The organism is Variovorax sp. PAMC28562 (assembly GCF_014303735.1).
In the GTDB taxonomy this organism is placed as follows: Bacteria; Pseudomonadota; Gammaproteobacteria; order Burkholderiales; family Burkholderiaceae_C; genus Variovorax.
The window spans coordinates 2,918,969-2,933,311 of record NZ_CP060296.1; the positions used below are offsets into that span (position 1 = coordinate 2,918,969).

Genomic DNA, 14,343 nt, shown 5'->3' on the forward strand with positions numbered 1-14,343 from the left:
AAAATAAAAATGGGTTTGTTGAGCCTTGCCATCTGGGTGCCGATTGCATTCGGCGCCGTGTTGCTGGCTTTTGGCCGTGACGAGCATGCGACGGCTGTGCGCTGGATCGCTTTGATTGGCTCCATCCTGAGCTTCATCGTTACGATTCCGCTTTTCACGCGCTTCCAGAACGGCAGCGCCGCGATGCAGTTCGTCGAAAAAGAGGGCTGGATCGATCGCTTCCACGTCAATTACCACCTGGGCATCGATGGCATCTCGATGTGGCTGGTGCTGCTGACGTCGTTCATCACCGTCGTCGTGGTGATCTCTGCTTGGGAGGTGATCACCGAGCGCGTCAACCAGTACATGGGTGCGTTCCTGATCTTGTCGGGCTTCATGATCGGCGTGTTCTCCGCGCTGGACGGGCTGCTTTTCTACGTCTTCTTCGAAGCCACGCTGATTCCGATGTACCTCATCATCGGAATCTGGGGCGGGCCGAACAAGATCTACGCGGCCTTCAAGTTCTTTCTGTACACGCTGCTCGGCTCGCTGCTGATGCTCGTCGCGCTGATTTTTCTGTACAACAAATCCGGCGGCAGTTTCGACATCCTGACGTGGCACCAGCTGCCGCTGACGGGCAGCGTACAGACCTTCCTGTTCTTCGCCTTCTTCGCTGCATTCGCTGTCAAGGTGCCGACGTGGCCGGTCCACACGTGGTTGCCCGACGTGCACGTCGAGGCGCCCACCGGCGGCTCTGCCGTGCTGGCGGCCATCATGCTGAAGCTCGGCGCCTACGGCTTCCTGCGTTTCTCGATGCCGATCGCTCCGGACGCCTCGCACGAGTGGGCGTGGTTGATGATCACGCTGTCTCTGATCGCAGTGATCTATGTCGGCCTGGTCGCTCTTGTGCAGCAGGACATGAAGAAGCTGGTGGCGTATTCGTCGGTGGCGCACATGGGCTTCGTCACGCTGGGCTTCTTTATCTTCAGCGAACTCGGCGTGTCGGGCGGGATCGTTCAGATGATCGCGCACGGCTTTGTTTCAGGCGCCATGTTCCTCGGCATCGGCGTGTTGTACGACCGGGTGCATTCGCGCCAGATCGCCGACTACGGTGGCGTCGTCAACACCATGCCCAAATTCGCCGCCTTCGCGCTGTTGTTCGCCATGGCCAATTGCGGCCTGCCGGGCACGGCCGGTTTCGTCGGCGAATGGATGGTCATTCTGGGCGCCGTCAAATACAACTTCTGGATCGGCTTCGGTGCCGCAACGGCGTTGATCTTCGGTGCTGCCTACACACTTTGGATGTACAAGCGCGTTTATCTCGGCCCGGTCGGCAACCACCACGTCAAGGAGCTGAAGGACATCAATGCACGCGAGTTCGTGATGCTGTCGCTGCTCGCCATCGCCGTGCTGTGGATGGGCCTGTATCCCAAGCCGTTCACCGACGCGATGAACGCGTCGGTCGACGGTTTGCTTAAGCACGTCGCCGTGTCCAAGATCCCCCGCTGAAGAAGAGAACGAGATGATTGACAAACTCAGCTGGATCACGATTTACCCAGAGGTCGTCCTCCTGGTCATGGCCTGCATCATTGCGCTCGTCGACCTGTCTGGCGAGCCCGGCGCACGACGCACGCGCACCTATGTACTGACGCTTGCCACGCTGGCGGTGGTCGCAGTGCTGACTGGCCTGAACGCGGCTGACGGCAAGACGATCTACGGCTTCGGCGGCATGGTCGTGAGCGACCCGATGGGCAACTGGCTCAAGTGCTTTGCGACGATCGCCTTGATGGTGACGCTGATCTATGGCCGGCCTTATGCGGCGGATCGCGACATGCTCCGCGGTGGCGAGATGTTCACGATCAGCATGTTCGCGCTGCTCGGCATCTTCGTCATGATGTCGGGAAGCAACTTCTTGGTCATCTACCTTGGGCTCGAATTGCTGACGTTGTCGAGCTATGCGCTGGTCGCGCTGCGACGCGACAACGCGGTCGCCAGCGAAGCCGCCATGAAGTACTTCGTGCTCGGCGCGATGGCGAGCGGCTTCTTGCTTTATGGCTTGTCGATGATGTACGGCGCGACCGGCTCACTCGACATCAACGAAGTCTTCAAGGCGATATCGACGCACAAGGTCAATCACCAGGTGCTGGTGTTCGGTCTGGTCTTCATCGTGGCCGGTCTCGGCTTCAAGGTCGGTGCCGCACCGTTCCATATGTGGGTACCCGACGTGTACCAGGGTGCGCCGACCGCCGTCACTTTGCTGATCGGTGCAGCGCCTGAACTGGCGGCTTTCGCCATCATCATTCGCTTGCTCGTCGAAGGCTTGTTGCCACTCGCGATCGACTGGCAACAAATGCTCGCCTTGTTGGCCATCGCGTCCCTGCTGGTCGGCAATCTGGCGGCCATCGCGCAGACCAACCTGAAGCGGATGCTGGCGTACTCGACCATCTCGCAGATGGGCTTCATGCTGCTGGGCCTGGTCGCAGGCGTGGTCAACGGCAATACATACAACGCACAGTTTGCCTACAGCGCGTCGATGTTCTACATCGTGACCTACGTGCTTACGACGCTGGCGAGCTTCGGCATCATCCTGCTGCTCGCGCGCGAAGGTTTCGAGAGCGAAGAGATCGTCGATCTGGCGGGCCTCAACCAACGCAGCCCGCTGTATGCCGGCGTCATGGCGGTCGCGATGTTCTCGCTTGCCGGCTTGCCGCCGCTGGTCGGCTTCTACGCCAAGCTGGCGGTACTGCAGGCCCTCATCGCCTCGGGGCAGGCCATCTACATCGGCCTCGCGGTCTTTGCGGTGATCATGTCGCTCGTCGGCGCTTTCTATTACCTGCGCATCGTCAAGGTGATGTACTTCGACAAGCCGGTCACTGCCAGCACAGTCTCCGCCAGCATCGACGTGCGCTTCGTGCTGACGCTCAACGGCGCGTTGATCCTGATCCTCGGCATCGTGCCGGGCGGCTTGATGACGCTGTGTGCCAAGGCGATCATCGCCACACTGACGAGCTGAGCGCGCCGCGTGTCGCAGAGCGCTTCGGTCTGGCTGGTGCTCATCGTGGCGCTGATTGCGGCCAACCTGCCGTTCGCCAACGAGCGCCTGCTGGCACTGGTGCCGCTCTGGAAGCGCGCCAGCAAACCGCTCGCCGCACGATTCGGTGAACTGGTGCTGCTGTATTTCTTGGTGGGCGGTGTCGGTTTGCTCTTCGAGCGCCGACTCGGCCAGATCTCGCCGCAAGGCTGGGAGTTCTACGCGGTGACCGGCGCGCTCTTTATCGTGCTGGCTTTCCCGGGATTCACCTGGCGCTACTTGCTCAAACACCGCAAACACCGGGCTGGCTGATGACCGACGCGCACCTTAAAGAAGAAGCCATCGGCAGTGAAGTGCTGCTCGACGGCAATTTCCTGCATGCGCGCCGCGACACCGTGCGGTTGCCTGACGGTGCAAGTGCCACGCGTGAGTACGTCATTCATCCCGGCGCCGTAGTGGTGATCCCGATGCTCGACGACGGCCGCATCGTGCTCGAGCGGCAATACCGCTATCCGATCGGGCAGGTGATGATCGAGTTTCCTGCCGGCAAGCTCGATGCCGGTGAAGCGCCGCTGGTATGCGGACAGCGAGAACTGCTGGAAGAAACCGGCTACACGGCCATCGAGTGGGCCCATGCGGGTGCGATGCACCTTGCCGTGGCCTATTCAACCGAAATCATTCACATCTACTTTGCGCGGGGCTTGTCTTTGGGGGAGCGTCAGCTGGACCACGGCGAGTTTCTCGATGTGTTCACCGCCACTCCCGCCGAGCTGTTCTCATGGTGCCGTGACGGCACCCTGACCGATGCCAAGACGTTGACTTGTGGGCTGTGGCTGCAAAATGTCCTTTCCGGTGCCTGGACGCTCGATTGGCAGATGGCCTCCCACGCAGCCGCCAACCGATAATCAGGTGCATGAAGGTCCTCAACCTCCAATGCGCACAGGGCCACGGCTTCGAGGGGTGGTTCGCGTCGAACGAAGCCTTCGACATGCAACTTGCTGGTGGTCTGGTGGAGTGCCCGATGTGCGGCGACACTGGCATCGTCAAGCTTTTGACGGCGCCTCGTCTGAATCTCGGCAACTCCAGAGCGCCTGAATCCGAGCCGTCTTCATCGCGCGAAGTCTCGGCACCGACCACACCGGAGGCGCGCTGGATGCGTGCTGTCCGCGAGGTCATGGCCAACACTGAAAACGTTGGCGATCGGTTTGCCGACGAGGCACGCAAGATGCACTATGGCGAAGCCGAAGAGCGCAGCATTCGCGGTCAGGCGACGCGCGAACAAACCGAAGCGTTGCTCGACGAAGGCATTGCGGTCATGCCAATGCCGTTGCCGCCGGCGCTCAAAGAGACGCTGCAGTAATCGACTGCCATCGTCGGCACCTGTGCCCGTCGATCAGCGCACTTGTTGCGCTGCACCCGAACAGAGCCGCAGGCCCGGCCTCAGGCTGTGAACTGCAACGCTGCGAGTCTCGCGTAGATGCCGCCTTGCGCCACCAGCGCCGCATGCGTGCCCTGTTCGACAATGGCGCCATGGTCGAGCACGATGATGCGATCTGCCTTTTGCACGGTCGCCAATCGGTGCGCGATCACGATCGTCGTGCGGCCCGCCATCGCGGTTTCAAGAGCTGCCTGCACCATGCGTTCGCTTTCGGCATCCAGCGCGCTGGTCGCTTCGTCCAGCAGCAACAGAGGAGGGTTCTTCAGCATGGCGCGCGCGATGGCGATGCGTTGCCGCTGGCCGCCTGACAGCCGCACGCCGCGCTCGCCGAGAAAGGTTTCGTAGCCCTCAGGCAGCGCGGTTAAAAAGTCGTGCGCAAAGGCGGCGCGTGCGGCGGCATGAACCTCATCCGCGCTGGCTTCGGGCCGACCGTAGCGGATGTTCTCGAATGCGCTGGTCGAAAAGATCACCGCATCCTGGGGCACCAAACCGATGCGATGCCGCAAATGATCGAGTGACAAATCAGCCAGCGGTACGCCGTCCAGCAACAGCTGACCCGACTGCGGGTCGTAGTAGCGCAGCAGCAACTGGAACACCGTGCTCTTGCCGGCACCACTGGAGCCGACCAGCGCCACGGTTTCGCCCGGCGCGACGGAGAGGCTGAAATCGCGCAGCGCCGGGGTGCCGGGGCGCGAAGGGTAGTGAAAGGTCACCGCATCGAAGCTCACCGCGCTGCCGGAGGGCGGCACCGGCGCAGCGACCGGCCGCACGGGCGACACGATGGCGGGCACCGCGTGGAGCAATTCCATCAAACGCTCGGTAGCGCCGGCGGCACGCAGCAAATCACCGTAGACCTCGCCGAGCACCGCGGCGGCGCTGGCCAGAATGATCACGTACACGACCGTCTGGCCCAGGTGGCCGGCGGTGATCTCGCCGTGCAGCACGGCTTGCGTGCCTTGGTAAAGGCCCCAGAGCAGCGCCGCCGATGTGGCGATGATGATGAAGGCCACGAGCACCGATCGCGCTTTGGTTCGACGTATGGCGGTGTTGAAGGCGGCGTTGGTCGATGCGTCGAAGCGCTCGGCCTCCCGCTTCTCTGCGGTGTAGCTCTGCACCACGGGAATGGCGTTGAGCACCTCCGCAGCAATGGCGCTCGAATCGGCGACACGGTCCTGGCTGGCCCGCGACAACTTCCGCACCCGCCGACCGAACCACATGCTCGGGAGCACCACCAGCACGAGGATGAGCAGCACTTGCGTCATCACGTACGGATTCGTCCACACCAGCATCGCCAGCGCGCCGATCCCCATCACCGCATTGCGCAGGCCCATGCTGAGCGACGAGCCGACCACCGTTTGCACCAGCGTCGTGTCGGCGGTAAGGCGTGACAGCACCTCGCCGGTCTGGGTCGATTCGAAGAACACGGGGCTCTGGCGCAACACGTGCGCATACACCGCGTTGCGCAAGTCGGCCGTGACGCGCTCGCCGAGCCAACTCACCGTATAGAAGCGCAACGCCGAGAAGAGGCCCAGCGCCACGGCGACGCCAAACAGTTCCAGAAAATGGTCTCGCAGGGCCATCGTCTGCGCGCCTTTGTCGGTCGAGACGAGCCCGCCATCGATCAAGCTGCGTAACGCCAACGGAAATACCAGCGTCGTCACAGCGGCCAGCACCAGAAACAGCGCTGCCATGCCGATCTGGACCATGTAGGGCCGGAGGAAGGGCCGCAAGCCGGACAGTGACTTGGGCTCGCCTTTGGCGCCAGCGGAGGTACCGGAAGGGACAGTAGACGACACAGGGGAAGACGCAGCAGGGGGTGCGGTGGAAGGCGCAGGCGGCACAGCAGGAACAGGCATCGGATGATTCTAACGAATGCTGTCGTTACAAAGGTCGCCTTGACAGTAATTGCCGCGGCAGCTAATATTTATTCACCATGAACGAGTCAAAAAGCCAAGAAACAGCGTCTTCGCTAGGGGAAACCCCATTCGAATCGGTGCCTGCTTTCTATAAGGCGGAGACTTATCGTGCTGAAGAGAGCGTGGGTTATCTGATGCGGCGGATCATGACCGCGGTGGGCCAGTCGGTGGAATCCAAGATGTGCGGCCCCGGCAATCCGACTTATCCGCAGTGGATTCCGCTTCACAAATTGCAGATGGGCAAGGCAACCACAGTGGCCGAATTGGCGCGCGAATGCGAGCTCGATACCGGCGCCATGACACGCCTGCTCGACCGTCTTGAGAGCAAAGGACTTTGCAAGCGCGTGCGTTCACTGACCGATCGCCGCGTCGTCAACATCGAGCTGACCGATGAAGGCCGCTCTGCCGCTGAACAAGTACCGCACGTGTTGAGTCGTGTGCAAAACGAACATCTCGCCGGTTTCAGCCATGAAGAGTGGGAACAGCTCAAAGGTTACCTGCGCCGCATCCTCGACAACGCACAAGCCCTGTCGGCTCGTGGAGAAAAAAATGAAAACACTTCGTCGTCCTCTTGAGTCTTCCGCTCCCGGCACCTTCGCATTGGGTGCGCTGGCGCTCGCGTCTGCACTGATGCTGGCCGGTTGCGCCGACATGGCCGGCATCGGCTCGCACGCCAAGCTGCGCGATGCCGATTCGCTCGGTTTTGCTGCTGCGGCACCTTCAAGCGGCACTGCAACCCTCAACCCCTCGGAAGGTGTCGATCCGCGCTGGTGGACCGCTTTCGGCGACGCGCAACTGAATACGCTGATCGATCAGGCGGTCGAGGGCAATCCGAACCTGCAAGTGGCCCGCGCCCGGCTGGCTCGTGCGCAGGCTTCGGTCGATGTCATCAGCGCCGCCGACAAGCCGCAACTCAACGGCCAATTCGATGCCAACCGAACCAAGTTCAGCGGGAACTACATCTATCCGTCGCCACTGGGCGGATCCATTCGGGAGCTCGGAACACTGCAGGTCAACGGCAGTTGGGAACTCGACTTCTTCGGCAAGAACCGCACGGCGCTCGACGCCTCCATCGGTTCGGCCAATGCTGCAGCTGCCGATGAGCAAGCGTCGCGCGTCATGCTCGCGGCCAATGTGGCGCGTGGATACTTTCAGTGGGCACGCCTGACCGGCCAGCTCGCGGTTGCACAACGCACCTTGGCGCAGCGCGACGAAACCTTGAAGCTGGTGCGCGACCGGGTGTCCGCCGGCCTCGATACGCGCCTCGAGCTGCGCCAGAGCGAAGGCGGACTGCCAGAAGCGCGCCAGCAGATCGAATCGCTCAACGAGCAGATCGCCCTTGCACAGCACGCGCTCGATGCGCTCATCGCCAAGCCGAATGTCACGCAAAGCCTGGTGCCACCTGCGCTGGACTCGGTCAAGGCGATTGCGCTGCGGTCGAACATTCCGGTCGACCTGCTGGGCCGCCGCGCCGACATCGCGGCAGCGCGATGGCGCGTCGAAGCGGCCACGAGCGACGTGGCCAACGCGCGCACGCAGTTCTATCCGAACATCAATCTGACCGCGTTTGCGGGCTTCCAGTCGATCGGCTTCAGCAACCTCGTGAAGAGTGGCAGCCAGCAGTGGGGCGTGGGCCCCGCCATCCGCTTGCCTATCTTCGAAGGTGGCCGTCTGCGCGCCAACCTGCGCGGCAAGGCATCGGACCTCGACGCCGCGATCGAAACCTACAACGCCACCGTGATCGACGCGGTACGCGACGTGGCCGACCAGGTCGCCAGCGCGCAGTCGATCACGCGGCAGCAAACAGAACAACGCAATGCCGAAGTCGCTGCCGAAGGCGCCTATGACATCGCGGTGCAGCGTTACCGCGCCGGCCTTGGCAACTACCTGCAGGTGCTGACGGCCGAAACGACTGTGCTGGCGCAGCGCCGGCTCGCGGTCGACCTGGCGGCGCGCGCACTCGACACGCAGGTGTCGTTGGCACGTGCACTCGGCGGCGGCTACCAGCCGCCGGTGAACACTGCCGCGGCAGCGACCAACTGACGAACTGTCGACCCCAATACTTCGCTGAATTTATCGATCAAGAAGACGCATCACCATGAACGACAACAACACTCCGCCAACGGCCGCTCCTGCAGCCTCAGTCTCATCCGAAGCGCCTGCGGCCAGCAACGGCAAGCGCCGTCGCGCACTGACCGCTTTGGCAGCGGTGGTCATCGTCGTGGGCGGCGGTTGGGGCGTCTACGAATGGCTGGTCGCAAGCCACTACGAAGACACCGACAACGCTTACGTGCAGGGCAACGTCATCCAGATCACACCGCAGATCAGCGGCACCGTCATGTCCATCATGGCCGACGACACCGACTTCGTGAAAGCCGGCCAGCCGCTGGTGAAGCTCGATCCGGCGGACGCCAAGGTCGCGCTCGACCAGTCCGAAGCCGCGCTCGCGCAGGCCGTGCGCCAGGTACGTACGCTCTATGCCAACAACGGGTCGCTGGCTGCGCAAGTCACGTTGCGCCAGTCGGACATCGTCCGGGCGCAGAGCGACATCGCGCGTGCGCAAGACGACCTGCAACGCCGACAAGCGCTCTCGGGCAACGGGGCGGTGTCGAAAGAAGAACTGAACCATTCCGAAACCGCTCTTGCCAACGCCAAGAGCGCGCTGGCTGCAGCCCAGGCCGGCGTCGTGACCGCACGTGAACAGCTGTTGAGCAACCAATCGTTGACCGATGGGACCAGCGTGGCCGAACACCCGAGCGTGCTCGCCGCCGCGGCCAAGGTCCGCGAGGCCTACCTCGCCACGCAGCGCGTCGCGATGCCCGCACCGGTCGACGGCTACGTTGCCAAGCGCACGGTGCAGTTAGGTCAGCGTGTCGCTGCCGGCACGCCGATGATGTCGATCGTGCCGCTCAACCAGGTGTGGGTCGATGCCAATTTCAAGGAAGTCCAATTGCGCAACATCCGTCTCGGTCAGCCCGTGAAACTCACCGCCGACCTGTACGGCAAAAAGATCGAATACAACGGCAAGGTCGCTGGCCTCGGCGTCGGCACCGGTGCGGCCTTTGCACTGCTGCCTGCGCAAAACGCGACCGGCAACTGGATCAAGGTGGTGCAGCGTGTGCCGGTGCGTATCACGCTCGACCCCGAGCAACTCAAGTCGAGCCCGCTGCGTGTCGGTTTGTCGATGGTTGCAGAGATCGACGTCAGCATCAAGGACGGCAAGATGCTGGCCGACGCGCCACGTGCCTCCGCGCTGTCGCAAACTCAGGTCTACAACTCGGAAGACAACGGCTCCAACGCCGTCGTGCAAAGCATCATCGCGGCCAACCTCGGCGGTGCAGTGGCCGCAACGGCGAGCGGCGCCAAAGGCTCGGCTGCGCCCGCTGCCAAAGTGATGGCACCCGGCGCTTCGTCGTCGGCCGTGCCGCCGCAGGCCAGCGCCGTGCGGCCCGCTGCAGTTGCCATGTCGGGCAACCACAGCTAGTAGCCGCATACGCACGCGATGGCCACCGCACCCGCCGCTCACATCGTCCACGCGCCGCTCGAAGGCGCTGCGCGCGTCTGGGGCACGATAGCGCTCTCGGCCGCGACTTTCATGAACGTGCTCGATTCGTCGATCGCGAACGTGTCGCTCCCCGCCATCTCCGGCGACCTCGGCGTCAGTTCGACGCAGGGCACCTGGGTCATCACCAGCTTCGCGGTGGCCAACGCCATCGCGGTGCCTCTCACCGGCTGGCTGTCGCAACGCTTCGGCCAGGTGAAGCTCTTCATGGCCAGTGTGATCCTGTTCATGGTGGCGTCGTTCCTGTGCGGCATCGCGCCGAACATGACGACGCTGATCCTGTTTCGCGCACTCCAGGGCTTTTGTGCCGGTCCGATGATTCCGTTGTCCCAAACCTTGCTGCTGGCGAGCTATCCACGCGCGCTCGCCGGTTTGGCGATGGCGATGTGGGCGATGACCACACTGGTCGCGCCGGTGATGGGGCCACTGCTCGGCGGCTACATCACCGACAACATCTCGTGGCCGTGGATCTTCTATATCAACATTCCGGTGGGCATCGTTGCAGCTTCGATCACCTGGGCGCTGTACCGCAAACGTGACTCCGCCACGGTCAAGGCGCCGATCGATTCGGTCGGACTGACCCTGCTCGTGCTGTGGGTCGGCGCGATGCAGCTCATGCTCGACAAGGGCAAGGAGCTCGACTGGTTTCATTCACCCGAAGTGGTTGTGATGGCTGTCGTCGCGGTGGTGGGCTTTGCCTTCTTCATTGTTTGGGAGCTGACCGAAAAGCATCCGGTGGTCGACCTGATGCTCTTCAAACGTCGCAACTTCTGGTCGGGCGCACTGGCGACGGCTGTGGGCTACGGCCTGTTCTTCGGCAACGTGGTGTTGCTGCCTTTGTGGCTCCAGCAGTACATGGGCTACACCGCGACGCAGGCTGGCATGGTGCTGGCGCCCGTTGGCGCGCTGGCCATCGTGCTGTCTCCGCTGGTCGGGCTCACGGTGGCCAAAGTCGATCCGCGGCGCTACGTCACCTTCTCGTTCCTGGTGTTCGCGCTCGTGCTGTGGATGCGTTCGCGCTTCAACACGTCGGCCGACATTGCGACCATCATGGTGCCGACGATCATCCAGGGCGTGGCGATGGCGTTCTTCTTTATTCCGCTGGTGACGATCACCCTGTCGGGCCTGACGCCCGATCGGATTCCTGCAGCTTCGGGCCTGTCGAATTTTTTACGGATCACCGCAGGCGCCATGGGCACGTCGATCGTCACGACCGTGTGGGACAACCGCGCGACGACGCACCACGCGCAACTGGCCGAGTCGATCAACCAGGGCAACTCTGCAGCGACCGGCATGATCTCCGGATTGCAAAGCAACGGCTTCAGTGCCGATCAGGTACTGGCGCAGATCAACCGGATGATCGACCAGCAATCCTTCATGCTGGCGGCCAACGATGTTTTCTACGCGTCGGCCGTGTTGTTCGTTTTCCTGATTCCGCTGGTCTGGCTCGCCAAACCGGCCAAGGGCGGTGCGGGCTCCGATGCCGCGGCGGGCGCGCACTGACTCCGGAGCGGCCGGACGCGCTTCCGGCCGCGTAGGAGAGCGCCGGGTTGCAGTGCAGCATAGGCATTTGCCCCAGTAGAAAGCGCCGCACCGCGAGATAACATGCGTCCGCGCAGCCATGGTGGCGCGCTCGAATGGACCGCATGACCGAAATTTCCTTCCAGCAACCGGGCGACCGCGCGAGATGAGCGACGTCATTCTCGAAACACGTCAGCTCACCAAGGAATTCAAAGGTTTCACCGCGGTCAGCAAGGTCGATCTGGCAGTCAAGCGCGGATCGATCCACGCCCTGATCGGCCCCAACGGCGCCGGCAAGACGACCTGCTTCAACCTGCTGACCAAATTCCTCGAGCCGACGTCCGGCACGATCCTCTTCAACGGCCATGACATCACGAGCGAGCGGCCGGCGCAGATCGCGCGCCGCGGCATCATTCGCTCGTTCCAGATTTCCGCAGTGTTCCCGCACCTCACGTTGCTCGAAAACGTGCGCCTCGGATTGCAGCGTTCGCTCGGCACCTCCTACCACTTCTGGAAAAGCGAAAATTCGCTGAAGCCGCTCGACGATCGCGCTCGCGCTTTGCTTGCCGAGGTCGGGCTGGAGGACTTGGCTGAGGAGCAGACGGTGAACCTGCCGTACGGCAGCAAGCGCGCCCTCGAAATCGCCACCACGCTGGCAATGGAGCCCGAGCTGATGTTGCTCGACGAGCCGACGCAGGGCATGGGCCACGAAGACGTGCACCGCGTGGCCGAACTGATCAAACGCGTGGCCGCAGGCCGCACCATCCTGATGGTCGAGCACAACATGAGCGTGGTGTCGACCATCGCCGACACCATCACCGTGCTGCAGCGCGGCGCCGTGCTGGCCGAGGGGCCCTACGCTGAAGTCTCGAAGAACCCGCTGGTGATGGAGGCCTACATGGGCACCACCGACGGACAGCTCGCCGGCGCTCATTCATGACCGCCGCACTGGAGATCAAGGGCCTGGAAGCCTGGTACGGCGAGTCGCACGTGTTGCACGGCGTCGACATGGTCGTGCAGCCCGGCGAAGTCGTCACGCTGCTCGGCCGCAACGGGGCGGGGCGTACCACCACGCTGCGCGCCATCATGGGGCTGACGGGTGCGCGCAAAGGCAGCATCCAGGTCAACGGCGTCGAAACCATTTCGATGGCGACTTACCGCATCGCGCACCACGGCATCGGCTATTGCCCGGAAGAGCGCGGCATTTTTGCCAGCCTCTCGTGCGAAGAAAATTTGATGCTGCCGCCGCAACTCAAAGGCGCTGGCCCGGGCATGTCGGTCGACGAAATCTACGACATGTTCCCCAACCTGGCGGAGCGCCGCCACAGCCAGGGCACGCGCCTCTCTGGTGGCGAGCAGCAGATGCTGGCGGTCGCGCGCATCCTGCGCACGGGAGCCAAGCTGCTGCTTCTCGACGAGATATCCGAAGGGCTCGCGCCCGTCATTGTTCAAGCCCTCGCACGCATGATTCACATGCTGCGTAGCAAGGGCTACACCGTGGTCATGGTCGAGCAGAACTTCCGCTTTGCCGCACCGCTGGCCGATCGCTTCTACGTGATGGAGCACGGACGCATCGTCGAGAAGTTCGGCTCCGCCGAACTCGAAGCCAAGATGCCGGTGCTCCACGAACTGCTCGGCGTTTGACTGCTCTTAAATTTCATCTTTCTTTCGGAGAAATCTTCATGAACAAGAAACTTACCGCACTCGCAATCGCCATGGGTGCTCTCACTCTGGCCACCGCCGCTCAGGCGCAAGAGAAGGTCAAGATCGGCTTCATCACCGACATGTCCAGCCTTTACTCGGACGTCGAAGGCAAGGGCGGCGTGACGGCCATCCAGATGGCGATCGACGATTTCGGCGGCAAGGTGCTGGGCCAGCCGATCGAGCTGATGTCGGCAGACCACCAGAACAAGCCCGACATCGCCGCATCGAAAGCGCGCGAGTGGATCGATACGCAAGGCATCACGCTGCTGTTCGGCGGCACCAACTCCGGCACCGCGCTGGCGATGGCCAAGGTGGCGCAAGAAAAGAAGCGTGTCTACATCAACAACGGCGCCGGCACCTCTGCGCTCACTAACGAGCAGTGCAGCCCGTACACCATCCACTATGCGTACGACACGGTGGCGCTGGCCAAGGGCACGGGTGGCGCGGTGGTCGACCAGGGCGGCAAGAGCTGGTTCTTTTTGACGGCCGACTACGCATTCGGCCAGGCGCTGGAAGCCGACACCACCGCTATCGTCAAAGCCAAGGGTGGAACGGTGCTGGGCGCGGTTCGTCACCCGCTCAACGCGTCAGACTTTTCGTCGTTCCTGCTGCAGGCACAAAACTCCAAGGCGCAGATCCTCGGCCTGGCGAATGCCGGCGGTGACACCATCAACTCGATCAAGGCCGCGAAAGAGTTCGGCATCAACAAGACCATGAAGATCGCCGGCCTGCTGGTGTTCCTTTCGGACGTCCACAGCTTGGGTCTGAAGAACACGGAAGGCCTGCTGCACACGACCAGCTTCTACTGGGACCTGAACGACAAGACGCGCGCCTGGTCGAAGAAGTTCTTCGACAAGACCAAGCGCATGCCGACCGACGTGCAGGCCGCCGATTACTCGTTCACCATGAACTACCTGAAGGCCATCGAAGCCGCGAAGACGACCGATGCAGACAAGGTCATGGCGCAGCTCAAGAGCATGAAGATCGACGACTTCTACGGCAAGGGCCAGATTCGCGCGGACGGCCAGTACATCCACGACATGTTGCTGGTGCAAGCCAAGTCGCAGGCGGAGTCGAAGCAGCCTTGGGACTACCTGAAAGTGATCAAGGTGATGCCGGGTGAGCAGGTCTTCACGACCAAGGCCGAAACGAAATGCGCGACGTGGAAGTGATGGCGTCGACCATGAACAAG

General features: G+C 62.6%; 13 protein-coding genes. 12 read left to right on the forward strand and 1 reads right to left on the reverse strand.

Annotation, left to right across the window (positions count from 1 at the left end; genetic code table 11):
- The first annotated feature begins 9 nt into the window (after positions 1 to 9).
- The 5 genes from H7F36_RS13765 to H7F36_RS13785 are packed head-to-tail and all read left to right on the forward strand — an operon-like array spanning position 10 to position 4,370.
- The gene (locus H7F36_RS13765) at positions 10 to 1,488 is read left to right on the forward strand and encodes an NADH-quinone oxidoreductase subunit M (protein WP_187051353.1); all 1,479 of its coding nucleotides are present in this window, start codon (positions 10 to 12) and stop codon (positions 1,486 to 1,488) included.
- A 13-nt stretch (positions 1,489 to 1,501) separates the two neighbouring features.
- Complete coding sequence (gene nuoN, locus H7F36_RS13770) at positions 1,502 to 2,992, forward strand: NADH-quinone oxidoreductase subunit NuoN (protein WP_187051354.1); 1,491 nt, start codon at positions 1,502 to 1,504, stop codon at positions 2,990 to 2,992.
- A 9-nt stretch (positions 2,993 to 3,001) separates the two neighbouring features.
- Positions 3,002 to 3,322, forward strand: a complete 321-nt coding sequence (locus tag H7F36_RS13775) for a DUF2818 family protein (RefSeq protein ID WP_187051355.1) — start codon at positions 3,002 to 3,004, stop codon at positions 3,320 to 3,322.
- The gene (locus H7F36_RS13780) at positions 3,322 to 3,915 is read left to right on the forward strand and encodes an NUDIX domain-containing protein (protein WP_187051356.1); all 594 of its coding nucleotides are present in this window, start codon (positions 3,322 to 3,324) and stop codon (positions 3,913 to 3,915) included. The genes H7F36_RS13775 and H7F36_RS13780 overlap by 1 nt, the downstream gene beginning before the upstream one ends.
- A gap of 8 nt (positions 3,916 to 3,923) precedes the next feature.
- A complete protein-coding gene (locus tag H7F36_RS13785) occupies positions 3,924 to 4,370 on the forward strand; it encodes a DUF1178 family protein (protein ID WP_187051357.1) in 447 nt (148 codons plus the stop codon).
- 80 nt (positions 4,371 to 4,450) lie between these two features.
- Here the strand turns inward: H7F36_RS13785 and H7F36_RS13790 are convergent, their stop codons facing one another.
- On the reverse strand, positions 4,451 to 6,304 hold the full coding sequence (locus H7F36_RS13790) for an ABC transporter transmembrane domain-containing protein (protein WP_187051358.1): 1,854 nt from the start codon (positions 6,302 to 6,304) through the stop codon (positions 4,451 to 4,453).
- Positions 6,305 to 6,381: 77 nt separating this feature from the next.
- Here H7F36_RS13790 and H7F36_RS13795 point away from each other — a divergent pair, with 77 nt between their 5' ends.
- From H7F36_RS13795 to H7F36_RS13825, 7 genes are all read left to right on the forward strand, one after another.
- A complete protein-coding gene (locus tag H7F36_RS13795) occupies positions 6,382 to 6,939 on the forward strand; it encodes a MarR family winged helix-turn-helix transcriptional regulator (RefSeq protein ID WP_187051359.1) in 558 nt (185 codons plus the stop codon).
- Positions 6,940 to 6,994: 55 nt separating this feature from the next.
- Positions 6,995 to 8,407: an efflux transporter outer membrane subunit gene (locus H7F36_RS13800; RefSeq protein WP_261802655.1), complete on the forward strand. Its 1,413-nt coding sequence runs from the start codon at positions 6,995 to 6,997 to the stop codon at positions 8,405 to 8,407.
- A 55-nt stretch (positions 8,408 to 8,462) separates the two neighbouring features.
- Positions 8,463 to 9,848, forward strand: coding sequence for an efflux RND transporter periplasmic adaptor subunit (locus H7F36_RS13805; protein ID WP_187051361.1), 1,386 nt, complete (start codon positions 8,463 to 8,465; stop codon positions 9,846 to 9,848).
- 18 nt (positions 9,849 to 9,866) lie between these two features.
- Positions 9,867 to 11,429 carry a DHA2 family efflux MFS transporter permease subunit gene (locus H7F36_RS13810; RefSeq protein ID WP_187051362.1) on the forward strand — a complete coding sequence of 521 codons (1,563 nt, stop codon included), beginning with the start codon at positions 9,867 to 9,869 and terminating at the stop codon, positions 11,427 to 11,429.
- 184 nt (positions 11,430 to 11,613) lie between these two features.
- Positions 11,614 to 12,387 carry an ABC transporter ATP-binding protein gene (locus H7F36_RS13815; protein WP_187051363.1) on the forward strand — a complete coding sequence of 258 codons (774 nt, stop codon included), beginning with the start codon at positions 11,614 to 11,616 and terminating at the stop codon, positions 12,385 to 12,387.
- On the forward strand, positions 12,384 to 13,091 hold the full coding sequence (locus H7F36_RS13820) for an ABC transporter ATP-binding protein (protein ID WP_187051364.1): 708 nt from the start codon (positions 12,384 to 12,386) through the stop codon (positions 13,089 to 13,091). Before H7F36_RS13815 ends, H7F36_RS13820 begins: the two co-directional genes overlap by 4 nt.
- A gap of 38 nt (positions 13,092 to 13,129) precedes the next feature.
- The gene (locus H7F36_RS13825; protein WP_187051365.1) at positions 13,130 to 14,323 is read left to right on the forward strand and encodes an ABC transporter substrate-binding protein; all 1,194 of its coding nucleotides are present in this window, start codon (positions 13,130 to 13,132) and stop codon (positions 14,321 to 14,323) included.
- Positions 14,324 to 14,343: the final 20 nt, after the last annotated feature.